21 protein-coding genes are annotated in these 22,690 nt (G+C 70.7%); 8 read left to right on the forward strand and 13 right to left on the reverse strand.

Translation table 11 applies throughout. The features are described from left to right. Positions 1-14 precede the first annotated feature (14 nt). A complete protein-coding gene (locus tag EP757_RS28345; RefSeq protein WP_127551088.1) occupies positions 15-2,435 on the forward strand; it encodes an NACHT domain-containing NTPase in 2,421 nt (806 codons plus the stop codon). Between the two features lie 95 nt (positions 2,436-2,530). Here EP757_RS28345 and EP757_RS28350 read toward each other — a convergent pair whose 3' ends face one another. Genes EP757_RS28350 through EP757_RS28365 form a run of 4 tightly spaced genes read right to left on the reverse strand, consistent with a single transcriptional unit; the run spans position 2,531 to position 5,923 of the window. Next, positions 2,531-3,226 (reverse strand): GNAT family N-acetyltransferase, encoded by a 696-nt coding sequence (locus EP757_RS28350; protein WP_127551090.1) that lies wholly within the window; start codon positions 3,224-3,226, stop codon positions 2,531-2,533. Further along, a complete protein-coding gene (locus tag EP757_RS28355) occupies positions 3,223-4,203 on the reverse strand; it encodes an ABC transporter substrate-binding protein (RefSeq protein WP_127551092.1) in 981 nt (326 codons plus the stop codon). The genes EP757_RS28350 and EP757_RS28355 overlap by 4 nt, the downstream gene beginning before the upstream one ends. Before the next feature lie 20 nt (positions 4,204-4,223). Next, the gene (locus tag EP757_RS28360) at positions 4,224-4,994 is read right to left on the reverse strand and encodes an amino acid ABC transporter ATP-binding protein (protein ID WP_127551094.1); all 771 of its coding nucleotides are present in this window, start codon (positions 4,992-4,994) and stop codon (positions 4,224-4,226) included. Then, positions 4,991-5,923: an amino acid ABC transporter permease gene (locus EP757_RS28365; protein ID WP_232050044.1), complete on the reverse strand. Its 933-nt coding sequence runs from the start codon at positions 5,921-5,923 to the stop codon at positions 4,991-4,993. The genes EP757_RS28360 and EP757_RS28365 overlap by 4 nt, the downstream gene beginning before the upstream one ends. Before the next feature lie 126 nt (positions 5,924-6,049). Between EP757_RS28365 and EP757_RS28370 the strand changes: the two genes are divergently transcribed. The 3 genes from EP757_RS28370 to EP757_RS28380 are packed head-to-tail and all read left to right on the forward strand — an operon-like array spanning position 6,050 to position 8,701. Next, on the forward strand, positions 6,050-6,907 hold the full coding sequence (locus tag EP757_RS28370; protein ID WP_127551096.1) for an ABC transporter permease: 858 nt from the start codon (positions 6,050-6,052) through the stop codon (positions 6,905-6,907). Positions 6,908-6,921: 14 nt separating this feature from the next. After that, positions 6,922-7,953, forward strand: a complete 1,032-nt coding sequence (locus tag EP757_RS28375; protein WP_127551098.1) for an ABC transporter substrate-binding protein — start codon at positions 6,922-6,924, stop codon at positions 7,951-7,953. Then, on the forward strand, positions 7,940-8,701 hold the full coding sequence (locus EP757_RS28380; RefSeq protein WP_127551100.1) for an ABC transporter ATP-binding protein: 762 nt from the start codon (positions 7,940-7,942) through the stop codon (positions 8,699-8,701). The genes EP757_RS28375 and EP757_RS28380 overlap by 14 nt, the downstream gene beginning before the upstream one ends. Here the strand turns inward: EP757_RS28380 and EP757_RS28385 are convergent. Continuing rightward, entirely contained in the window at positions 8,698-9,708 is a 1,011-nt protein-coding gene (locus tag EP757_RS28385; protein WP_127551102.1) for a hypothetical protein, read from the reverse strand. The two genes, EP757_RS28380 and EP757_RS28385, sit on opposite strands and share 4 nt — an antisense overlap. A 77-nt stretch (positions 9,709-9,785) precedes the next feature. Then, on the reverse strand, positions 9,786-10,094 hold the full coding sequence (locus tag EP757_RS28390) for a hypothetical protein (protein ID WP_127551104.1): 309 nt from the start codon (positions 10,092-10,094) through the stop codon (positions 9,786-9,788). A gap of 44 nt (positions 10,095-10,138) precedes the next feature. Here EP757_RS28390 and EP757_RS43300 point away from each other — a divergent pair, with 44 nt between their 5' ends. Next, on the forward strand, positions 10,139-10,312 hold the full coding sequence (locus EP757_RS43300) for a hypothetical protein (protein WP_174262455.1): 174 nt from the start codon (positions 10,139-10,141) through the stop codon (positions 10,310-10,312). A 16-nt stretch (positions 10,313-10,328) separates the two neighbouring features. On the opposite strand, the gene EP757_RS28395 is transcribed toward EP757_RS43300, so the two are convergent. The 4 genes from EP757_RS28395 to EP757_RS28410 all read right to left on the reverse strand — a co-directional run bounded on the left by EP757_RS28395 (position 10,329) and on the right by EP757_RS28410 (position 15,464). Next, positions 10,329-11,129, reverse strand: coding sequence for an SAM-dependent methyltransferase (locus tag EP757_RS28395; protein WP_127551106.1), 801 nt, complete (start codon positions 11,127-11,129; stop codon positions 10,329-10,331). A gap of 237 nt (positions 11,130-11,366) precedes the next feature. Further along, positions 11,367-13,043, reverse strand: a complete 1,677-nt coding sequence (locus EP757_RS28400; RefSeq protein ID WP_127551108.1) for a glycoside hydrolase family 13 protein — start codon at positions 13,041-13,043, stop codon at positions 11,367-11,369. Positions 13,044-13,125: 82 nt separating this feature from the next. Continuing rightward, positions 13,126-14,157 (reverse strand): LacI family DNA-binding transcriptional regulator, encoded by a 1,032-nt coding sequence (locus EP757_RS28405; RefSeq protein WP_127551110.1) that lies wholly within the window; start codon positions 14,155-14,157, stop codon positions 13,126-13,128. 92 nt (positions 14,158-14,249) lie between these two features. Beyond that, positions 14,250-15,464: a sulfite oxidase gene (locus EP757_RS28410; protein WP_127551112.1), complete on the reverse strand. Its 1,215-nt coding sequence runs from the start codon at positions 15,462-15,464 to the stop codon at positions 14,250-14,252. 49 nt (positions 15,465-15,513) lie between these two features. Here EP757_RS28410 and EP757_RS28415 point away from each other — a divergent pair, with 49 nt between their 5' ends. Next, on the forward strand, positions 15,514-16,665 hold the full coding sequence (locus tag EP757_RS28415) for an LLM class flavin-dependent oxidoreductase (protein ID WP_127551114.1): 1,152 nt from the start codon (positions 15,514-15,516) through the stop codon (positions 16,663-16,665). Positions 16,666-16,736: 71 nt separating this feature from the next. Here the strand turns inward: EP757_RS28415 and EP757_RS28420 are convergent, their stop codons facing one another. Next, positions 16,737-18,785 (reverse strand): efflux RND transporter permease subunit, encoded by a 2,049-nt coding sequence (locus tag EP757_RS28420; RefSeq protein WP_127551116.1) that lies wholly within the window; start codon positions 18,783-18,785, stop codon positions 16,737-16,739. Positions 18,786-18,859: 74 nt separating this feature from the next. On the opposite strand from EP757_RS28420, the gene EP757_RS28425 reads away from it, so the two are divergent. Next, positions 18,860-19,345 carry a MarR family winged helix-turn-helix transcriptional regulator gene (locus tag EP757_RS28425; protein ID WP_127551118.1) on the forward strand — a complete coding sequence of 162 codons (486 nt, stop codon included), beginning with the start codon at positions 18,860-18,862 and terminating at the stop codon, positions 19,343-19,345. 6 nt (positions 19,346-19,351) lie between these two features. On the opposite strand, the gene EP757_RS28430 is transcribed toward EP757_RS28425, so the two are convergent. Further along, a complete protein-coding gene (locus EP757_RS28430; RefSeq protein WP_174262554.1) occupies positions 19,352-21,091 on the reverse strand; it encodes an ABC transporter ATP-binding protein in 1,740 nt (579 codons plus the stop codon). A gap of 116 nt (positions 21,092-21,207) precedes the next feature. Between EP757_RS28430 and EP757_RS28435 the strand changes: the two genes are divergently transcribed. Beyond that, a complete protein-coding gene (locus tag EP757_RS28435) occupies positions 21,208-21,615 on the forward strand; it encodes a MarR family winged helix-turn-helix transcriptional regulator (protein ID WP_127551122.1) in 408 nt (135 codons plus the stop codon). On the opposite strand, the gene EP757_RS28440 is transcribed toward EP757_RS28435, so the two are convergent. Beyond that, positions 21,612-22,580 carry a tetratricopeptide repeat protein gene (locus EP757_RS28440; RefSeq protein ID WP_232050045.1) on the reverse strand — a complete coding sequence of 323 codons (969 nt, stop codon included), beginning with the start codon at positions 22,578-22,580 and terminating at the stop codon, positions 21,612-21,614. The two genes, EP757_RS28435 and EP757_RS28440, sit on opposite strands and share 4 nt — an antisense overlap. Between the last annotated feature and the right edge of the window lie 110 nt (positions 22,581-22,690).

The raw sequence follows: 22,690 nt of genomic DNA on the forward strand, positions 1-22,690 counted from the left end.
GGAAGAATCATCGGGTGCCGCGCAACCACTGGGTGAGACTGGCAGCCGGGAGCGCCGGGCTGCTGATCGTCCTCGCATCTCTCGCCGTCTGGCTGCTCAGCGCGGGCGATGACGTACTCGACTCCGCCGACAAGCTCGCCGGCGTCGGTGGTCTGGTGGTCGGTTCGCTGGGGCTGGGCATCGCGGTGATCGGCCGGCCGGCGGGGGAGAGCGGGGCCGGCCCGACGGCTGACCGGCTCGCTGCGCTCGTGTCGCGCCAGTGGTCCGCCGAGGCACACCTGCGGCTGCTGGATCGCCCGGGCCCGATCCCGGTGCGCTGGCGATCGACGGCACGGCGAGTCGGCGCGGCGCCCGCCGAGGTTCTCGCCGGAGCTGTGGGCGGGCGCCCGATCGGGCTGCGGCTTCACCACGACGTGACCGGGATCAGTGAGACGTTCACGGCGTTGCCACTGGGCCAGCTGGTGATCCTCGGCGGACCCGGAGCCGGCAAGACGACAGCGCTGCTGGAGCTCACGCTGCAGCTGCTGGACGGCCGCCGGCCCGGCGATCGGGTCCCGGTCCTGCTCAACCTGGCCGCCTGGGGCGACGCGCGAGACCTGGAGCAGTGGCTGATCGCGCGGATCACCGACGAGTACGGCCACGTTCTCGGACGGTCGGCGATCGCTGATCTGGTCGCCGCCGGGAGTGTCCTGCCGCTGCTCGACGGCCTCGACGAGCTGCCGCAACAGACCCGCAAGCGCGTCTTCAAGGCGTTGAACCGCGAATACAGCCGGCACGGCGCGGTCGTGGTGGCCTGCCGCAGCCGTGACTTCCAGCGCATCGTGCGCGCCGCCGGGACCCCGCTGGGCCGTGCCGCGGTGGTGGAGCTGCGTCCTCTCTCCCCGGACGATTTGCGACCGTTCCTGGAAGCCGGCCAGATCGACGGCGCCACGCGCTGGGGTCCGGTCCTCGACCAGGTGACACGGCAGCCGGACGGGGCGCTCGCGGCGGCGCTCTCGACACCGCTGATGGCCTATCTGGCCCGCGCGTCTTATGGCCGCGTCGATGCCCGGCCGGCCGATCTGACCGAGTTCACCGATGCTCACGACATCGAGCGGCGGCTGATCGCGAGCTATCTGCCCGCCCTGTACGGAAACGCCACGCCTCGGACGCGGCGGTGGCTCGCGTTCCTGGCCGGCCACCTGACGGCCACTGGCCGGGCGGAGATCCGGTGGTGGGAGCTGCGGCGGGCGGTTCCACGGTGGAACGTGCTCAGCGCGGTGGCCTTCGGGCTCGGGGCGATCCTGACGGCCTGGCTGGTCTCCCTGCCGAGCTGGTACTACGGGAGCAATCTGGTGCCGCTGCTCGCCGCAGCAGGACTGGCCGGCGGATATCTGCACGGGCGGCGGGAGCCTGGAACGCCGGGTGTCGCGTATCTGAGCGTCCCGATCGTCATCGTCGCCCTGGGTATCGCCGCGATCTTCCCGTCCGTGGCGGCAGGCGCCGGAGCACTCATCCTGCCCGCCGCGTTCGTCGCCGGCCTCGGCGCTGTCCGGCCACTGCCCCGGCGCGGGCGGATCGCCTCCCGCTTCGCACAGGCCTACCTGCTCAGTACGATCGTGCTGATCGGCACCGTAGGACTGACGCACCTGTCGACCGGTCTGGGCTTCGACGACGGAACGATCGTCTTCACCGGCCTGGCCCTGTGTGCCGGGTTCTTCACCGCGCTCACCTACACCGATTCGGAGACCCACTTCCCGATCCCCACCGGTTCCATGATCGGTGCCGCCTGTGTGCTGGCCGGTATCACCGAACTGCTCTCGCTCCAGGCGGCGCTGCTCTCGGTGGCCTTCAATCTCGCGGCCGGGGGCATGGCGTGGGTATCGGCGACCACACCGCTGCACGGTGTCCGCCCGCGCCTCTGGCCGGCCGTCGGCTGGGCCCTCGGCGCCGCCATCCTCGTAGGTACGGTCACGCTGATGTTCGGCGCTGTCATGGGTGGGGGCGCACTGCTGGCCGCGGCTCCGATCAGCCTGTTCCTCGGAGGAATCACCGGGGCGGTGATCGGGCTGGTGCGGCTCTTCAAACGAGGACAGCAGGAGATGGCCGTGACGAGCCCTCGCGCCGGTCTCACCGCCGGCCGGACCGCCGTGCTGGGGATCGCTCTCACCGTGGCGGCGGCCCTGTACGCGGCGTCGCTGGTCACCACGTATCGGTGCATCTTCTTCGCCGTGATCCTGCTCGGGGTCGCCTGCGCGAGTATCGCCTCACCGTGGCCGCAGTTCCTGCTGGCCCGCACGGCGCTCGCCCTGACCGGCCGGCTCCCCTGGCGGCTGATGCGCTTCCTCGACGACGCGCACCGCCGCGGCGTCCTGCGGCAGGTCGGCTCGGTCCACCAGTTCCGTCACGACGTCCTGCAACGACACCTCGCCGCCGAGGTTCGTGACGGTGGGTGAGGGTGGCCGGTCAGCGGGCCGGGCCCGGTCGGAGGTTCTCGCCATCGAATGCGCCACGGCGAAACGCCGGCCTCGCGGGGCGGGGCCGGCGTTGCCTACAGGCGTCGGTACGCGGTGAAGTCGGTCTTCTTGCGGAGCTCGAACCCGATCGACTCGTAGAGCCGGATCGCGTTCACGTTGGCCGCCCCGGTGTGCAGGAACGGTGTCTCGCCGCGGTCCCGGATCCCGGCCGCGACGGCTCGGATCAGCCGGGTGGCCAGGCCCTTGCCGCGGTGGGCCGGGTCGGTGCAGACCGCGCTGATCTCGGTCCACCCGGCCGGGTGCAGCCGCTCCCCGGCCATCGCGATCAAGGCGCCGGAGTCGGAGCGCAGCCCCAGGTAGGTGCCGAGCTCCACGGTCCGCCGCAGGTACGGCCCCGGCCGGGTCCGCTCGATCAGATCGAGGATCTCCGGCACGTCCGCCGTGCCCAGCGGGACGGCCTCGGGAAGCGGCTCGGCCCGCAGCGCCACGTCGACGAACTGCACGCCGGGGATGCTTCCGGCGACTTCCCAGCCCGGGTACGCCACCCCGCCCGCCCCGGCGATCGTCACCGCCGCGCCGGGCGCCACCAGCGCGGTCAGGTCCTGCCAGGCTTCCGGGTCGGTGGGATCGGCGAGGGCGTGGAACGGCGCGACATCCGGCTGGTACCGCGCCGCCCTGCCGTGGAACTCGCCGAACCGCTCGTGCACTCCGGTGAGTGCCGACCAGGCCGGATTGTCCAGGATCGCCGAGGAGGCCAGAGAGCTGGTCACTTGCCCTCGATGGGCAGGCCCGGCGGGTTCACCTCGGCCTTGGTGACCGCCTCGTCGGTGAGGTTCCACCGCTCGAGGATCTTGGTGTAGTCACCGGAGGCGATCAGCTTGTCGAGGGCTGCGGCGTACGCCTTGACCAGGCCGTTGTCCTTCTTGGTGGTCAGCGCGATGAGACCCTGCAGGGTGGCGCCGGCGCCGGAGTAGGTGCCGACGATCTCGCTGTCCCCGGTGGTGGCGACGTGGTAGGCGGCCGACGGGTTCGGGCCGAGGTACAGGTCGATCTGTCCGGAGCCGAGCGCCAGGTAGGTGGCCTGGTTGGTCTGGTAGTACTTGATCTCGACCGGGGCGAGACCGGCCTTCTTCACCTCGTCGGCCCACTCCACCAGGATCTTCTCCTGGTTGGTGCCGGAGCCGACGGCGACCTTCTTGCCGGCGATGTCGGCGGGCTTGGTCACGGTCAGGCCGGAGCCCTTCTTCGCGAGCCAGCCCAGGTCGTCCTTGCGGTAACTGACGAAGTCGTACTTGAGCTTGCGCTCCTCGGTGACCGTGATGTTCGAGGCGCCGAGCTGGTACTTGCCCGAGTCGAGGCCGATGAACAGGTTCTCCCAGGAGGTGTTCTCCAGGACCGGCTCCAGGCCGAGGGTGCTGGCGATCGCGGCGGCGATGTCCGGCTCGTTGCCGATCAGCGTCTTGTTGTCGGTGGCGGCGAACGCGAGCGGCGGGAAGCCGGAGCCGGCCGCGCCGACGCCGATGACCAGCTTGCCGGCGGCGGCCACGTCCGGTGGCAGCAGCGCCGCGGCGGCGTCGTCCTTGGGCGGCAGGATCCGGTTCTGCTCCGGGCTGTCGTTGAACGTGACGACGGCGGCGCCCGAGGCGTCAGCGGCGGCGGGCACGGCGGCGGCCTCCTCCTCCGGCGCGGCGCAGGCGGTCAGGCTCAGGGTGACGGCGGCAAGGGCCAAGACCCATTTCGTACGCATGAAGGTTGTGCTCCGATTCCTTAGATGAGGACCTTGGACAGGAACGCCCGGGTCCGGTCGTGCTGGGGGTTGTCGAGCACCTGCGCGGGCGGGCCCTGCTCGACGATCTGGCCCTCGTCCATGAAGATCACGTTGTCGGCCGCCTCCCGGGCGAAGCCGATCTCATGCGTCACCACGATCATCGTGGTGCCGGTGGCCGCCAGGTCGCGCAGCACGTCGAGCACCTCGCCGACCAGTTCGGGGTCGAGCGCGGAGGTCGGCTCGTCGAAGAGGATCAGCTGCGGGTCCAGGGCGAGGGCACGGGCGATGGCGACGCGTTGCTGCTGCCCGCCGGAGAGCTGCCGCGGGTAGGCGTCGGCCTTGTCCGACAGCCCGACCCGGGTCAGCAGCTCGCGCGACTTCTCGTACACCTGCGCCTTGGGTCTGTGCAGGGCCGAGATGGGCGCCTCGGCGATGTTCTCGATCGCCGTCAGGTGCGGGAAGAGGTTGAAGTTCTGGAAGACGAAGCCGATGCCGGCCCGCTGCTTGAGGATCTGGCGTTCGCTGAGCTCGTGCAGCCTGCTGCCGGACTGCCGGTAACCGATCAGCTCGCCGCCGACCCGGACCAGGCCGCTGTCGACCTTCTCCAGATGGTTGATCGAGCGCAGCAGGGTGGACTTGCCGGAGCCGGACGGACCGAGGATGACCGTGACGGTGCCGGCCCGGGCGGTCAGGTCGACGCCGCGCAGCACGTGCAGCGCGCCGAACGACTTGTGGACGCCGGTCACCTCGACGACGGGAGTGGTGCTCATCTGCGGACCGCCGATCGGAGGCGCTGCAACGGGGTGGGCGGCAGCGTGCGGACGGCGCCGCGGGCGAAGTAGCGCTCGGTGTAGAACTGCAGGATCGACAGGGCGGCGGTGAGGATGACGTACCAGACCGTGGCGACCATCAGCAGCGGGACGACCCGGCCACTCCGTCCGTAGATCACCTGAACCTGATAGAAGAGCTCGCCGATCGCCAGCACGTACACGATGGATGTGCTCTTCAGAAGGTTGACCAGCAGGTTCGCGGCGTTCGGCAGGATCGCCCGCATCGCCTGCGGCACCACGATCCTGAAGAACTGACGGTGCTTGGGGATGCCCAGCGCGGCGGCCGCCTCGTGCTGTCCCTGGTCGACCGAGAGCAGGCCGGCGCGGATGATCTCACCGGCGAACGCGGCCTCGTGCAGGGCCAGGCCGAGCAGCGCGGCGCCGAACGGGCTGACCAGGTCGGCGGTGGCGAACGACCAGCCGGGACCGAACGGGATGCCGACCTGCAGCCGGTCGTAGAGGTAGCCGAGGTTCGCCCAGAACAGCAGCTGCACCAGCAGCGGCACGCTGCGGAACACCCAGATGTAGGCCCAGCTGACCGTGGAGAGCACCGGGTTCTTGGACAGCCGCATCGCCGCCAGGGGGATGCCGCCGAGGAAGCCGAGGATCGCGCCGGCGACGGTCAGCTGGAGGGTGACCAGCAGCGCCTCCATCACCGACTTCTCCAGGAAGTAGCCGGCGAAGGTGCTCCAGTCCCAGCCCGGGTTGGTGGCCAGGCCGTGCACGAATTGGGCGAGCAGCACCAGGACGAGCGCCGTGCCGGCCCAGCGCCACGGATGACGGGCGGGCACCACGACCAGAGTGGACGGCGGATCCGCGTTCTCAGATCGCGGTGGGGACAGGACGCTCATGCCGAAGAAGGTAGGCACCAGTCGACCTTACCCACAAGTCCTATCAGCTATATATGTTTAAACGCATCGTTACGACCCTTGCAGATATTCCATCAACACGATAGGAATAGCAGGTATTCCCGCCTCCCTCTGCCAGGAGCTTCAGTGACCACCTCCGTCGCACCCGCGCCGCCCGCCAGGACCGGCGCACCCGCCGCGCCCGGTGCCCTGGCGCCCGGTGGCGGCCTGCGCCGCCGCATAGCCCTGCGCCTCCTCGCGTTGTTCGCGCTCTACCTGCTCTGGGAGATCACCGCGCGGATCATGCGAAACCCGACCTTCATCCCGTCGCCCGCGGCGGTCTGGCACCAGCTCGTCGTCACCTCGTCGGTGCACGACGGCGTCCGCGGCTACAGCGGTCACCTGCTGATCGAGCACCTCGGCGTGAGCCTGCGGCGCATCGTGATCGGCTCGGCGATCGGCATCGCCGGCGGCCTGATCCTCGGCCTGCTGATGGGCACGATCTCCTGGCTGCGGGTGGTCACCGAGCCGGTGGTCACGTTCGTCCGGGCGCTGCCGCCGCTCGCCTACTTCAGCCTGTTCATCATCTGGTTCGGCATCGACGAGACCCCGAAGCTGTGGCTGCTCTCGATCGCCGCGCTGCCGCCCGTCGCGGTCGCCACCGCCTCGGCCGTGCACGGCGCTCCCACCGGGCTCGTCGAGGCGGCCCGGGCGCTCGGCGCCAAGAAGTGGCAGACCACGCGGGACGTGGTGCTGCCCAGCGCGCTGCCGGAGATCTTCACCGGCATCCGGCTCGCGGTCGGTGTCGCGTACTCGTCGGTGGTCGCCGCCGAGACGATCAACGGCGTCCCGGGCATCGGCGGCATGATCCGCGACGCGCAGCGCTACTCGCAGACCGACGTGGTCGTCCTCGGTCTGTTCGCCATCGGCCTCTCCGGCCTGCTCATCGATGCCGGGTTGCGGGTGGCCGAGAACCGGCTCATCCCGTGGCGCGGCCGTTCATAGATAGGGAATTCCCCATGCGCAAGATCATTTCTGTCCTGTCCGTCCTCGCGCTCGGCGCCGGCCTGGCGGCCTGCGGCGACGGTGCCGCCAGCGGTGGCGCCTCGCCCGAGGAGAAATCCATCCGGCTCGCCTACCAGGCGTTCCCCAGCGGCGACCTGATCGTCAAGAACCAGGGGCTGCTGGAGAAGGCGCTGCCCGACTACAAGATCACCTGGACGAAGTTCGACTCCGGCGCGAGCATCAACACCGCGTTCGTGGCGAAGAGCGTGGACATCGCGGCGATCGGCTCCAGCCCGGTCGCACGGGGGCTGTCGGCGCCGCTGAACATTCCGTACCAGGTCGCCTTCGTCCTGGACGTGGCCGGCGACAACGAGGCGCTCGTCGCCCGCAACGGCAGCGGCGTCACCGACGTGGCATCGCTGCGCGGCAAGAAGGTGGCGACGCCGTTCGCGTCGACCGCGCACTACAGCCTGCTCGCCGCGCTCGACGCCGCCGGCGTCAAGGAGTCCGAGCTGACCATCGTGGACCTGGAGCCGCAGGACATCCAGGCGGCCTGGACGCGTGGTGACCTGGACGCGGCGTACAGCTGGCTGCCCTCGCTCGACGAGCTGAAGAAGACCGGCAAGGTCCTGATCACCAGCCGGGAGCTGGCGGCCGGCGGCAAGCCGACGCTCGACCTCGGCGTGGTCTCGACGGCGTTCGCGTCAGCCCACCCGGAGGCGGTCGACGCGTGGCGCAAGGTGGAGGCGCAGGCCCTGGACATCATCGCCGCCGACCCCGACGCCGCCGGGAAGGCCGTCGGCGCCGAGCTGAACCTGAGCCCGGAGGAGGCCAAGGCCCAGCTGTCGCAGGGCGTGTTCCTGAAGCCGGCCGACCTGTCGTCGCCGGAGTGGCTGGGCACCGAGGGCAGCCCCGGCAAGCTCGCCGACAACCTGGTCAGCGCCGCCGAGTTCCTCAAGGGCCAGCAGAAGATCGACGCCGTGCCGTCCCTCGCCGACGTGCAGAAGGCCATCTACGTGAAGGGGCTGCCCGGTGTCCTCGGATGATCCCGCGGTCCTCATCGAGGGTGTCCGGCACGACTACGGTGACGTCACCGCGGTGGGGCCGATCGACCTGACCGTGCCGGCGGGGGAGTTCCTCGTCCTGGTCGGCGCCTCCGGATGCGGCAAGAGCACGCTGCTGCGGCTGATCGAGGGCTTCGAGCAGCCGACGCACGGCAGGGTCCGCATCGCCGGATCGGTGCCGGAACCGGGCCGCGGGGCCGGGCTGGTCTTCCAGCAGCCGCGGCTGTTCCCCTGGAAGACCGTGGGCGGGAACGTCGGACTGGCGCTGAAGTACGCGGGCATCACGCCGACCGCTTCCCGGATCGACGAGCTGCTCGCCCAGGTGGGCCTGCATGACGTGGCGAAACGCCGCACCTGGCAGATCTCCGGTGGCCAGCAGCAGCGGGTCGCGATCGCCCGTGCCCTGGCGGTCGAGAACCCCCTGCTGCTGCTCGACGAGCCGTTCGCGGCCCTCGACGCGCTCACCCGCGAGCGGCTTCAGGAGGACCTGAGGCGGGTCAGCGCGGAGACCGGGCGTACGTCCATCTTCGTGACGCACAGCGTGGACGAGGCGGTCTTCCTCGGCAGCCGGGTCGTGGTCCTCACGCCCCGGCCCGGCCAGATCGCCCTCGACCTGCGGATCGATCTGCCCCGTACCGGTGTCGCCGCCGGCGAGCTGCGCGGCTCGCCGGAGTTCGCGGCGCTGCGCGCCGAGGTGGGCCACGCGATCCGCGACCGGTCGACGGTCTAGCCCTTCTTCACCACGACCTTCCTGCCGGAGGCGGTGACGGTGTACGCGACGGACCGGTGAGTCCACGGGTTCGTCGCGCTGACCTTCACGCCGCCGGTGACGTTCGTGACGGTCACCTTCACCGGGGAGGAGCGGGTCGCGGCGGTGCGGGCGATCGCGCGCAGGGTCGCGACCTCCACCTTCTTGTTCCTGGCGGCCTTCCGGGTGTCGGTGGCGGCGGCGCCGGCGATCGTGCGCACGGTCGCCGGCATCGTCAGGTAGGCGACGCCCTTCGCCAGGGTGGCGGGGTCGACCGTCGCGGCGGCGGTGGGCAGGGTGACGGTCTGTGCCCCGTACGAGAAGATCATGTCCACGGTGACCGCGCCCTGGTCCGCGTTGCCGGCCATCGCGAGGTGCGCGCCGGTCAGCACACCGGTGGCGCCGACGTGCAGGACCACATCGGCGCCCTGGGTGTCGGCGGTGGTCAGGTCGGCGCTGCCGTCCTCGTGGGTGACCTTGCTGCCGCCGCCGTCGATGCCGCTGGTCATGGCGACCGGGCTCGGCGCGTTCTCGTCGAGGTAGGCGTCCAGGTCCAAGGCCTCGTCCGCGGTGAACACGTACTTCACGGCGGGCCGGCCCATCATCCGCAGCGCCTGCGCCTCGGCGCCGTCCGGCACCGGTTCCCAGAGTCCCTCGCCGTCCACCGCGAAGGAGTCCGCCGACCCGGAGCCGGCCGTGCTGAACCGATCGTCGTAGCGCCCGTGCGCCAGATCGGCCGTGGTCGAGCCGACGCCGTCGACAACCGCCGGGCTTCCCGGGAAGGTGAACCGATAATCCGATGCGGTCTTCCATCCCTGTACGCCGGCCGCCGCCGACGCCGCGGCCACCGCCGAGAGCTCGGCAGCCATCTGGGCCGAGGTCAGCGTCGTCGTCGTATCGGCGGCGAACGCGGCGCCGGGCGCGACGAGCAGTCCGGCGGCGACCGTCGCCGTGGCGAGCAGAACGGCAGGCCGGGTGAGAACGGACATGCGGCAACCTTCAGGGACGGCGGGACCGGATGCCGTAGTGATCGGTCCCATCGGGGTCAGGCTGAGATGATCCCTGATCAGTAGCTGCCGCCGCCTCCGCTGTCGGAGCCGCCGCCACCTCCGCTGCTGAAGTCGCCGCCACCGGTGCCGGGCGTGGCGTCACCGCCCGCGAACAGCGACCAGCGGGTGTCGGCGTTCGGGTCGCGGTCGGCCCGGGACGGTTGACGGACGGCGCCGTGGCGCAGGCCCTTGCCGGCCGCGCGGGCCGCGGCGAGCCGTTCCTCGCGGGTCCGCGGGCGGGCCGGACCTCGCAGGTGCCGGAGGATGAGCAGGAACAGGACGACGGTGACGGCCGCGATTCCAGCGGCCCAGAGAAACCACTGCATGCCTACGACGGTAGGAACCCCGCGCCACGGGTAAACGGGTGATCATGAGCGACGTCAACCCTGAAGCATTCGCCGAGTTCACCACGCAGGACGGGCCGGGCTCCGCCGACATCGACGAAGAGCGGCCCGCCCCCGGGGAACCGTCCGTGGCGGCCACCAGTGAGGAGCGCAACGCGGACGAGAGCGCTGAGGAGTTCCCCGGGGAGCGTGACCTGTAGGGCCTCTGCCCAGGCCCTACGGCTTGCGGCCGACCGCGCCGTACTCGTCGACCGGCCGGATCTCGTCGCCGGTGGCACCCGCCGCCGGACGCCACTCGGCGCACGGGACCAGGCCGGGCTCGAGCACGTCCAGGCCCTCCAGGTAGCGGCGGAGCTGGTCGGGGTGGCGCAGGTGGTAGCTGAGCGGCGCGTTCGCGTTCCACACGCCGATCGCCTCCTCGAACGCCGGGCCGTCGATCACGTTGGTGCCGTCGGCGGTCACCAGGTAGCTGCCCGGCGCCAGTTCGGCCAGCAGCGTCCGGACGATCTTCACGGCGTCGTCGAGGTCGGGCACGTGACCGAGGATGTTCATCAGGATCAGGCCGACCGGCTGGGTCAGGTCGAGGGTGCCGCGCGCCGCTTCGAGGATCTGCAGCGGCTCGTGCAGGTTGGCGTCGACGTACTCGGTGCGGCCCTCGGCGGTGCCGGTGAGCAGCGCCCGCGCGTGCACCAGCACCAGCGGGTCGTTGTCCACGTAGACGATCTTGGAGTCGGGCGCGGCGGCCTGGGCGACCTGGTGGGTGTTCTCCGCCGTCGGCATGCCGGTGCCGATGTCGAGGAACTGCCGGATGCCGGCGTCGGTGGCCAGGTGCGTGACGGCCCGCTTGAGGAAGGCCCGCGACTGGCGGGCGACCACCGCGATGTCCGGGTACAGATTCGCGAAGTCGTCGCCGACCGCGCGGTCCACCTGGTAGTTGTCCTTGCCGCCCAGCCAGTAGTTCCAGACCCGGGCGGAGTGCGGGACGGTCGTGTCGAGCTTGGCGTCGTTGTCGGTCATCGGGGGGCTCCTGACGTGTGGTGACGCAGAGCATACGCGGGTCCGATGAGGACAGTGGGGCATGGTCGGCCGACCGGGGGAGGGTCAGATGTCTAGAGCTCGGCGAGGTCGCGCGGCAGGCCAGGGAGTGGAGGGACGCCATCCGAAAGGGAGCGGGCGTGACGCGTCCCCCGTCCGCGTCACGCCCGTCTCAACGACCCGCCCACCCCCACCGTCCTGGGGTGGCCGGGAGGTCCATCACGGGATCGACCACCACACGGTGGTGTCCGGCGGCAGCACCACGTTGTCGGCGGTGCCGTCCAGCGCGCCGCTGGTCAGCAGCAGTTCGCCGGGGCGGCCCACGGCGACCGGCGCGCCGGTCATGTTGACCGTGCAGCGGAACACCGGGTGGCCGGCGACCTCGCGCTCGAACGCCAGGACGCCCTCCGGGGCCGGCACCCAGCGCAGGTTGTCGGTGGGCGCGAGCGCCGGGTTGCCGCGGCGGACGCCGAGCGCGGCGCGGTACAGCTCCAGCGTCGAGCCGGGCACGCCCTCCTGCGCCTCGACGCTCAGCCGCGCCCACGACGCGGGCTGCGGCAGCCAGCTGCCGCCACCGTCGGGACCGAAGCCGTACGGGGCCTCGGTGCCGCTCCACGGGATCGGCACCCGGCATCCGTCACGGTAACCGTCCTGGCCGGCCGCCCGGTGGAACGCCGGATCCTGCCGCACCTCCGGGGGAAGGTCGACGACCTCGGGCAGGCCGAGCTCCTCGCCCTGGTAGAGGTAGGCCGAGCCGGGCAGCGCCAGCATCAGCGCGGTGGCGGCGCGGGCCCGCTGCAGGCCGGCGACCGGGTCCACCTCGGTGGGGCGGCGGCCTGCGACCTCGCCGTCACCGGTCTGCAGCAGCCGGTTGGTGTGCCGGACGACGTCGTGGTTGGAGAGCGTCCAGGTCGTCGGGGCGCCGACCACCCGCATCGCGGCCAGCGAGTCGTCGATCATCCGGCGCTGCTGCTCGGCGTCCCACCTGGTGCCGAGGTAGCTGAAGTTGAACGCCTGGTGCAGCTCGTCGTCACGGACGTAGTCGGCGACCCGGGCCAGGGTGGGTGCCCAGGCCTCGGCCACGGCGATGCGCTCACCCGGGTACTCGTCGAGGATCCTGCGCCACTCGCGGTAGATCTCGTGCACGCCGTCGCGGTCGAAGCAGGGGCTCTCGCCGACGCCCAGCAGGTGCCATTCGGCGTCGCCGCCGACGTCCGGCAGGCCGTCCTCCTTGACCATGCCGTGCGCCACGTCGATCCGGAAGCCGTCGACGCCCAGGTCCAGCCAGAACCGCAGGATGGTCTTGAACTCGTCGCGGACCGCCGGGTGCTCCCAGTTGAAGTCCGGCTGCTCGGCGGCGAACAGGTGGAGGTACCACTCGCCGTCCTCGACGCGCGTCCACGCGGGACCGCCGAAGATCGACGGCCAGTCGTTCGGGGGCAGCTCGCCGTTCTCACCCTTGCCGGGGCGGAAGTGGTAGCGGTCCCGGAACGGCGAGCCCGGTCCCTCGCTGAGCGCGCGCTTGAACCACTCGTGCTGGTCCGAGGAGTGGTTCGGGACCAGGTCGACGATGATCCGCATGCCGTGCTCGTGGGCGCCGGCGATCAGCTTCTCGGCGTCCGCGACGGTGCCGAAGATCGGGTCGACGGTGCGGTAGTCGGACACGTCGTAGCCGGCGTCCGCCTGGGGGGAGGCGTAGAAGGGGGAGAGCCAGACCGCGTCGACGCCCAGATCCCGCAGGTACGGCAGGCGGCTCAGGATGCCGGGCAGATCGCCGATACCGTCGCCGTTCGAGTCGGCGAAGCTGCGGGGGTAGATCTGGTAGATGACCGCGTTGCGCCACCAGGATGCGGGCGGCGCCTCCACGGCGGGCGGTGCGATCAGTTGATCAGTCATGACGACGAACGCTAGCAGGTTACTAACACGTGTTACATAGCCCGACGGTTGATTTCTTGCAGCAAGTTCTTGCAGCGAAGTCTTATGCCGGTTTTGCGGTGGAATCCCGGATGATCAGCGAGGTGCCGAGCGTCTGGTGCGGATGCTGATCCTCACCGCGAATCGCCGAGATCAGGAAGTCGGCGGCCATCCGCCCCTTGGTCACGATCGGCTGCCGCACGGTGGTGAGCCGGGGACGGAACCAGGCCGACTCGGCGAGGTCGTCGAAGCCCGTCACGGACACGTCGGCGGGCACCTCCACCGCAAGTTCTTGCAAAGCATCCACGGCCCCGTACGCGAGCACGTCGGAGAGGGCGATCACGGCGGTCGGCGGGTTCGGGAGCGCCATCAGCCGGCTCGTGGCGCGGTGGCCGTCGTGCCGGGTCACCGGCACCTCCGCCATCCGCACATCGGCCAGGCCGAGGCCGACCTCGGCCAGCGCGTCACCGATGCCGGCCAGGCGGCGGGCCAGCGGACCACGATAGCCGCGCACCGCCGCGTCCGGCCCCGGCTCGATGGAGAGCACGGCCAGCTGCCGGTGGCCGAGTTCGAGCAGGTAGCGGGCCACCTCCGCGGCCCCTCCCCGGTCGTCCACCTCGACGCTCGGCGCGCCTTCGTGCCGGTCGCTGTCGATCAGCACGAACGGGATCCCGCGCCGATCCAATTCGGCCACCTCGCCGCGGTCGACCTCGAGGCCGCAGACGATGAACCCGTCCACTGCCGCGTAGGGGATGGCCTTGAGCACGGAATCCTGGAGCGGCGGCGTCAGGAGCAGCGTGTAACCCTCGCGGTCGCAGACCTGCCCGGCGCCCATCAGGAAGCGCGAGTAGTAGGGGTTCTCCAGCACCTGCGCGAGCCGCTGCGGCAACAGCACGCCGATCGAGTTCGTGGTGCCCGCCTGCAGCATCCGCCCCAGCGTGTTGGGGGTGTATCCGAGCTGCTCGGCGGTGTCGAGGATCCGCTGCCGGGTGGCCGCGGAGATCCGCTGCGGGTTGTTGAACGCGAACGACACCGCCGATCGGGAGACACCCGCGGCCGTGGCCACATCACTGGACGTGGGCTTCCTCGACCGCATGAGAGCTCCCTGGGTAGGCAGCCACGATAACGCAGCCCGCCGGCGGTCACTCGGGGTGTTTCCGGACAGCACCGGCGGGCAGCGAGAAATCGTCAGGCGGCGCTGACCGGCACCTTCACGACCGCGTCGAACAGGTAGCCCAGAGTGTTGTGGACCGTGACGTCGGGCTGGGTGTTGCCGTGTACGTCGGTGGCCCGGGCCCGCAACTCGTGCGCGCCCGCGGCCGGCTTCCAGTCCAGTTCCCAGCGCTGCCAGACGTGACCGGGCGTGGCACCGTAGAAGCGGGCCCGCTTCCACGTCGCGCCGCCGTCGGTGCTGACCTCGACCTTACGGATCGGGCCGTGCGCCGACCAGGAGCGGCCGGTGAGCACGGTGCGCCGGCCGGCCTCGAAGACGGCGCCCGCGTCGAGTTCGAACGCGCTCTTCACGACCTGCTCGTTGATCGGCACGCCGTCGACCGGGTACTCCGAGCCGAACAGGCGGTAGAACTGGGTGCTCCACGGCGAGAACAGCGGCGTAGCCGACACCTCGATGCTGCCCAGCCACTTGATCGAAGCGATCCCGACCCAGCCCGGGACGATCACGCGTACCGGGAATCCGTGGTCTGCCGGAAGATCCTGCCCGTTCATCTCGTAGGCGAGGATGACGTCGTCGAGGGCCTTCTCCACAGGGAACGGGCGCCGCACCGGGCCGAGGTCGACGCCGCCGGAGACGAAGGTGGGGTCCAGGCCGACCGGCTGCACGTCGACGGCGTGCCGGCTCAACCCGGCCCGGCGCAGCACCGTCGACAGCCTCACGCCGCGCCAGCGGGCCACACCGACGGCGCCGAGCGTCCAGGCGGTGCCGGAGACCGTCTGCCCCTGCTGCGAGGTGAAGTAGCCGCGTCCGTTGCCGGCGCACTCGACGGCGGCCGGGATGGTCACGTCCGGCAGCCGCTTGAGCTCGTCGAGCGTGAAGGAGACCGGACCGCCGCGCAGCCCGGAACCGAAGACCGACAGGTTCCAGGTCGCGGCGTCGATCACCGGCGTCGACGTGTGGTTGCGGACGAAGAAGCGGTCGATCGGCACGTAGTAGCCGACGTCCTTGAGCGAGGACCACCGGGTCTCGGCGTTGGTGCCCAGGGGGCGGAGCAGCTCGGGGGGAAGCGGCTTGACGATGGGGGAGGCGGCGCGTGCCTCGGCTCCGGGAACAAGAGCGCCCACACCGGCCGCCGCGCTGAGCAGGAGAAGGTCACGCCGGGAGAAGCCGCGCGCCCGCCCGGCCACGAAGTCCTGCAATCGGCGCTCGTCGTATTCAAGCTCGTTCATGTCTAGGGATCCTATCGATTGGATAGGACATGTGGGTAGCCTGACACCCATGGACTTCCACTGGTTTCTTCCGACAAACGGCGACAGCCGCGACATCGTCGGCGGCGGGCACGGCGTTCCGGTCGGTGCGGCGGGTGGCGTCCGCCCGCTGACCATCGGCTACCTCGGGCAGATCGCGCGCAGCGCCGAGCAGCTCGGCTTCGTCGGCGCGCTCACCCCGACCGGCGCCTGGTGCGAGGACGCGTGGCTGACCACCGCGATGCTCACCGAGGTCACCGAGCGGCTCAAGTTCCTCGTCGCGTTCCGCCCCGGGCTGATCTCGCCGACGCTCGCGGCGCAGATGGCCTCGACGTTCCAGCGGCTGTCCGGTGGCCGGCTGCTGCTCAACGTGGTGACCGGGGGAGAGTCGCACGAGCAGCGCCAGTTCGGCGACTTCCTGGACAAGGACGCGCGGTACGCCCGGACCGGCGAGTTCCTGAGCATCATCAACCGCCTGCTCGCGGGCGAGACGGTCACCCACGACGGCACCCACCTCAAAGTGGAGGATGCGCACCTTTCCAAGATCCCGGACGTCCGGCCGGCGATCTATTTCGGCGGCTCCTCGAAAGCGGCCGGTCCGGTCGCCGCTGACCACGCCGACGTCTATCTGACCTGGGGAGAACCACCTGCCAAGGTCGCCGAGAAGCTGGCCTGGATCCGTACCCTGAAACCGGACATGCGCTTCGGCATCCGGCTGCACGTGATCACGCGCGACACCGCCGACGAAGCGTGGGCCGAGGCGGCGCGCCTGCTGCGCAACGTGTCCGAGGACGACATCGAGCGGGTGCAGGCCGGCCTGAACCGCAGCGAGTCGGAGGGCCAGCGCCGGATGCTCGAACTGCACGGCGGCAACCGCGACGGCCTGGTCGTCTCCCCGAACCTGTGGGCGGGCGTCGGCCTGGTCCGCGGCGGCGCCGGCACCGCCCTGGTCGGCAGCCACACCGAGGTCGCCGACCGGATCGAGGAGTACGCCGCCCTCGGCATCGGCGAGTTCATCCTGTCCGGCTACCCGCACCTCGAAGAGGCCTACTGGTTCGGCGAGGGCGTCCTGCCCGAACTCCGCCGCCGAGGCCTCTGGCGTCATCCAGCGGGCGACCGCGACACCGCCGCCGCAGCGATCCCGTTCGCCGGAGTCCCACTGCAGAGTTCACCAGCTTCCTGACGTACGAGGAAAAGCACCGCGAGCAGACACGGCCCGGAAGCGGGAGCGCTTCCGGGCCGTTCTGAGCGAACCTACTTGTCCGCCGGCTCGGTCAGTTTGCTGCGATTCACCGCATCCCAGTCCCGTTCCTTCTTGGCGGCGGGGTCCAGGGCCGACGACGAGTTCTGCGGCTTGCTGGGCCACCAGAACCTGTCGCCGGTCAGGGTGGCCAGGGCCGGGACCAGGACGGTCCGCACCAGCAGGGTGTCCAGCAGGACGCCGATGCCGACGATGATGCCGATCTGGGTGAGCGTCACCACCGGGAGCACGCCGAGGACCGCGAAGACCGCCGCGAGCAGGATGCCCGCGCTGGTGATCACGGCGCCGGTGACGGCGAGGGCGTGGACCATGCCGTCCCGGGTGCCGCGGGCCGGCGTCTCCTCCCGGGCCCGGGTGACCAGGAAGATGTTGTAGTCGACACCGAGCGCCACCAGGAACAGGAAGGCGAACAGCGGCACCGAGTTGTCCAGGGCCGGGTAGTCGAAGACGTGCCGGAACAGCCAGGAGCCGGCGCCCAGCGAGGCCAGGAAGCTGACCACGACGGTGGCCATCAGCAGCACCGGCGCGACGAGCGCCCGCAGCAGCAGGACCAGCACCAGGAACACCACGCCCAGGATCACCGGGACGATGGTCTTCAGGTCGTGGCGGGCGGCGTCACGGGTGTCCAGCGCGGTCGCCACGGTTCCGCCGACGAGGGCTTCGCCGTCGAGGTTCTCGCGCAGGTCACGGATGGTCTGGAAGGCCTCGGCGGTGTCCGGGGCGGCCTGCAGCACCGCGCTGATGCTGACCAGCTCGGTGTTCTGCTCGGCGACCCGGGCCTGCACCACGCCGGGAGTCTCAGAGACGATCTTCTCGACCGAGGAGGCCTTGTCCGGCGAGGTCAGGATCGTCGCCGGGCCGGCCGCACCGGCCGGGAAGTATTTGCTGAGGGTCTCCAGGCCCTGCACCGACTCGGCCTCGACCCGGAACTGCTCGGTCTGCGACAGGCCCACCTTCGTGCCGAGCGCGCCGAGCGACAGGATGCCGAGCACGACGACGGCGAACGCGGTGACGGCGACCGGGCGGCGGACGACCATGCGGCCGACCTTGCCCCACAGGCCACGCTCGTCCTCGGCGCCGGCCTGGCCGACCTTCGGGATGAACGGCCAGAACAGCTTGCGCCCGCAGATCACCAGGGCGGCCGGGAGCACGAGCAGGGCGAACGCCGCAGCGATCGCGACGCCGACGGCGGCGGTGACACCGAGCGCGGCGTTGCTCTTGAGGCTGGCCAGCAGCAGGGTGAGCAGGGCCAGGAAGACGGTGCCGGAGCTGGCCAGGATGGCCGGGCCGGCACCCCGCAGCGCGACGCGCATCGCCTCGAAGCGGTCCTCGTGCTTGTGCAGCTCCTCGCGGTACCGGGAGATCAGCAGCAGCGCGTAGTTGGTGCCGGCGCCGAACACCAGCACCGTGACGATGCCCGTGGTGGAACCGTTGATCGCCAGGTCGGTGTGCTGCGAGAAGAGCGCGATGGCCTTCGCCGCGAGCTGGTCGGCGAAACCGACCACGAACAGCGGCACGATCCAGAGGATCGGGCTGCGGTACGTCACCAGCAGCAGGATCGTCACGACGACGACGGTGACGATCAGCAGGCGGGTGTTGGCGCCGCTGAAGCTGTTCGACAGGTCGGCGCTGAATCCGGCGCCGCCGGTCACCTGGGCGGTCACGCCCTCGGGGAGCCCGGTGGCGAGCTTGTCCCGCAGTTCCTGTACCTCGGTGCTGACCTCGTCGGCGTTGCCGCTGGCGGCCAGCGGAACCGTGATGATCGCGGCCTTGCGGTCCTCCGACGGGATCGCCTGGCCGAACTGCGCGAATCCGGCGAGGTCGGCCTCGGTGAGCGCCTCACCGCCCTTCGCGATCACGATCAGGGCCGGGTTGGTCCGCCCGGACGGCAGCTCCTTCTGCAGCTGCGCGACCTTGGTCGACTCAGCCGAGGCGGGCAGCGACGAGGTGGGGTCGTTGTCCGTGGTCGTCGACCCGGCGAAAGCGAGAACCGCCCCGCCGATGACGAGGGCCAGCAACAGCGTTGCCCATGCCCTTCTCATGAAACCTCCAAGACTGAGAATCTTTACAATCGAGATTGTTCACGACTGCGGGCGGATCTGCAACACTTACCCCTGTGGAGGTAACTGAGACCGCCGAACGCCAGCGGTTACGCAGGGCGCTGGTCGACCTGCTGAACACGTACAGCAGCGAGGCGCAACACATCGGGCACGCGTTCGCCAACCGCAACCACCTGCATGCCACGGACATGCACGCACTGCTCGCCGTCATGCACGCCGAACGGCACGGCAGCCCGCTCACCCCGGGAAGACTCGGCGAGGCGATCGGGCTGTCGTCGGGCGCCACCACGGCGCTGATCGATCGGCTGGAGAAGGGCGGACACCTGCGGCGTACGCGGGAAAGCACCGATCGCAGGGTCGTCCACCTGCGCTACGGCGACGCCGGCATGTCCCTCGCCATGGCGTTCTTCGCACCGCTGCGCCCGCACACCGACGCGGTCATGGAACAGTTCAGCGTCGAGGAACTACTGGCCGTGGAGAAGTTCCTGCACGGCATGACGGACGCGCTCGTCGAGTACCGTGACGAGCTCCGCAAACGTTAGACGGTCTCAGCGGGCGAGGGTCGCATAGCGGCCACCCTCGCCGAGCAGCGAATCGTGCGTCCCCGACTCCAGGATCCGGCCGTGGTCGATCACCGCGATCTGGTCGGCGTCGCGCACCGTCGACAGGCGGTGCGCGATCGTCACCGTCGTGCGTCCCGCCGACAGGGTGTCGAAGGCCTGCTGCACCGCCCGCTCGGTCTCGGTGTCCAGGGCGCTGGTCGCCTCGTCGAGCACCAGGATGCGCGGGTCGCGGAGCAGGGTGCGGGCGATCGCCATCCGCTGCTTCTCGCCGCCGGAGAACCGGTGGCCGCGGGAGCCGACCATGGTGTCGTACCCGTCCGGCAGCGCCGCGATCAGGTCGTGGATCTGCGCCGCCTTCGCCGCCGCGACGATCTCCTCATCGGTGGCGTCCGGCTTCGCGTAGCGCAGGTTCTCCCGGATCGTGGTGTGCAGCAGGTACGTCTCCTGACTCACCACTCCGACGATCTCGGCCAGCTGCGTGAGCGACATCGCCGAAACGTCCACGCCGTCGATCGTCACCCGGCCCGATGTCGGATCGTAGAGGCGGGCGATCAGCGACGCGATGGTGCTCTTCCCGGAACCGGTCTCGCCGACGAGCGCCAGCGACGATCCGGCCGGGACGTCGAAGCTCACCCCGGCGAGGGCCGCGGTCTCGCTGCCGTCATAAGCGAAGGTGACGTCTTCGAAGCGAAGGTGGCCGCGCGGGTGCTCCACGCGTACAGGATGAAGGGGATCTTGAACCTCGACGGGCAGATCCAGGTATTCGAAGATCCGCTGGAACAGGGCGAGCGAGGAAGTGAGGGTCACGCCGACGTCGAGCAGGCTCATCAGTGGCCGGAACAGGCCTGCCTGCAGACCGGTGAAGGCGACCAGCGTGCCGATGCTCATGGTGCTGAACGGCAGGCCGGCGGCGAGGTAAATGACGGCCGGGATGGCGGCGAAGATGATGTTCATTGATGCCATCCGCCAGCGCCCGGCCAGCTCGGACCGCAGTTCGAGATCGATGAGCTTCGTCGACGAGCCGGTGAATCGCTCGATCTGAGCGGCGCCGGCGCCCATCGTCTTGCTCAGCTGGATGCCGCTGATCGACAGGCCCTCGTCGATGATGACGTTGAGTTCGGCGAGCTCGCGCTGCCGCTGGGCGGTGATGGCCTGCCGCATCCGCGCGACGCGCCTGGTCCAGTAGATCGCCGGCGGCAGCGCCACCAGCGAGACCAGGGTCAGCTGCCAGGAGAGGGCGGCCATCGCGACGAGTGTGGCGACGACGGTGGTGACGTTCGAGGCGATCGAGCCGGCGGTGGAGGTGACCACCTGCTGCATGCCGCCGATGTCGTTGGTGATGCGGGACTGCACCTCGCCGGTGCGGGTGCGCGTGAAGAACCCGACCGACTGCCGCTGCAGATGGGTGAAGACCTCGGTCCGCAGCCGGTGCATGACGCGCTGTCCGACCGACGTCGAGATCCAGGTCTGGACGACGCTGAGCCCGGACGTCGCCGCGGCCACGGCGACCATGCCGGCGACGAGCCAGACCAGCAGGGTGAGGTCACTCTCCGGCAGCGCGACGTCGATGACCTCGCGGAGCAGGAACGGTGACGCCATCGAGATCACTGACGAGATCACGATGACCGCGACGACGACGGACAACTGCCGCCGATGTCCGATGAACAGTGCGCCGATGCGGCGCAGTGAGACGGAGCGTGCCTGCTCCTTCTCCGCGGGGGTCACGGTCCGTGCCGGCCCCCGGCCTGGGCGTTCTGCCAAGTCCGGTCTCCTTCGTTCTCCTTTTTGCTGAGGTTACCTCAACATGAGGGTGCAACCGCAATCGCTGCTAGGTTGTTCCCGTGGAGACCGAACCTCTCTTCGAGGCGTTCTGGGCCGTCGCCCGCCGGCTGCGGCACAGCACCCGGGTGGCCCTGGAGCCGTGGAACATCACGCCGTCCCAGTCCCGGGCCGTCGGCGTGCTCGCCCGGCACGGCGAGATGCGGCTCAGCGCCCTCGCCGACCACCTGCGGATCGCGCCGCGCTCGGCCACCGAGGTCGTCGACGACCTGCAGCGGCGCGACCTCGCCGACCGCCGCCCCGACCCGGCCGACCGGCGCGCCACGCTGGTGGCGCTGACCGCCGCCGGCGCGGAGACGGCGGCCGCGATCCAGCAGGCGCGGGCCGCGGAGGGGGAGCGGCTGTTCGCGGTGCTCGACCCCTCCGACCGTGCCGCCCTGTCCCGCATCCTGCGCATCCTGCGCGACTAGAGCCGGGGTCGCGCCAGCCTCGCCACCAGGGCGAACATTCCCGCGGCGCACAGCAGCGTCACGTAGATGCCGTCCGGCACCGTCACGAGACCCATGATGTCCAGGGCGCCGACGCCGAGGAACGCCGAGAAGAACCAGACGAACGACACCCGCATGGTGTAGGCGAAGGCGTCCCGGACCTTCGCGCCGTTGTGGACCTTGTTCGTCCGGAGGGACTCCGCGAACTCGTCGGCCGCCACCGCCAGTGACGGCGCGTCGGTCACTCCGCGCATCGCCGTCTCGAACCGGGCGATCGCCTTGCGCGCCTTCTCGTGCCCCGGGTCGATCGCCAGTGCCCGACCGGCGGCTTCCCGCGCGGTGAGCGGCCGGCCGGCGGCGAACAGCGCCAGCGCGTACGTCACCTGCAGATCGGCGTCGTAACCGGCCATCTCCACGGCGATCTGTAGCCCGGCCACGGCGTCACCGACCCGCCCGTCCGCGAGCTGCGCCTCCCCGAGCCGGTTGCCGTACCGCGGATTCCCCGGATCCTGCCGGCACGCGTTCGCCGCGGTCTCGATCGCCTCCGCGTGATCCCCCGACGCGGTACACGCCTCACTGATCCAGAACAGCGACTCCGCCCCGTCCGGATCCTGCTGCCAGGCCGCCCACGCCGCGTGCATGGCGCCCCGGGCGTCACCGAGCTCCAGCCGGGCCCGCGCCATCCGATGCCAGGCGGGCACGTCTTGCGGTGCGCGCCCCACATGCGCGGCGAGCAGGTCGACGACATCACCGGCCCGCCCTCGGGCCAGCAGGTCATCGGCCTCGTCCAGAATCGTGCGTCCGGCGGGCGGGTCGAGAAGCGGCTGCTGAGTCACGCCGCCTAGATCGGTCGCGTCCGCGTCACTTCGCGGGGCGAGGGCGTTGCGCTCCGGTTGCGCTTCTTCTTCCTTCTCCTGTACGGGGACAGCGCCCGCACCCACCCTCATCGCCCGCCGCCCCGTGGCGCACCACACCTGCGGCCACCTTCCGCCGGCGCACTTCGCCGCCGGCCCCGGCGTGCCCTCACCCTCCCGTGGCCGCCGGCAGCCGGCAGCCG

The sequence above is a fragment of the Actinoplanes sp. OR16 genome (genome assembly GCF_004001265.1).
Classification (GTDB): Bacteria; Actinomycetota; Actinomycetes; order Mycobacteriales; family Micromonosporaceae; genus Actinoplanes.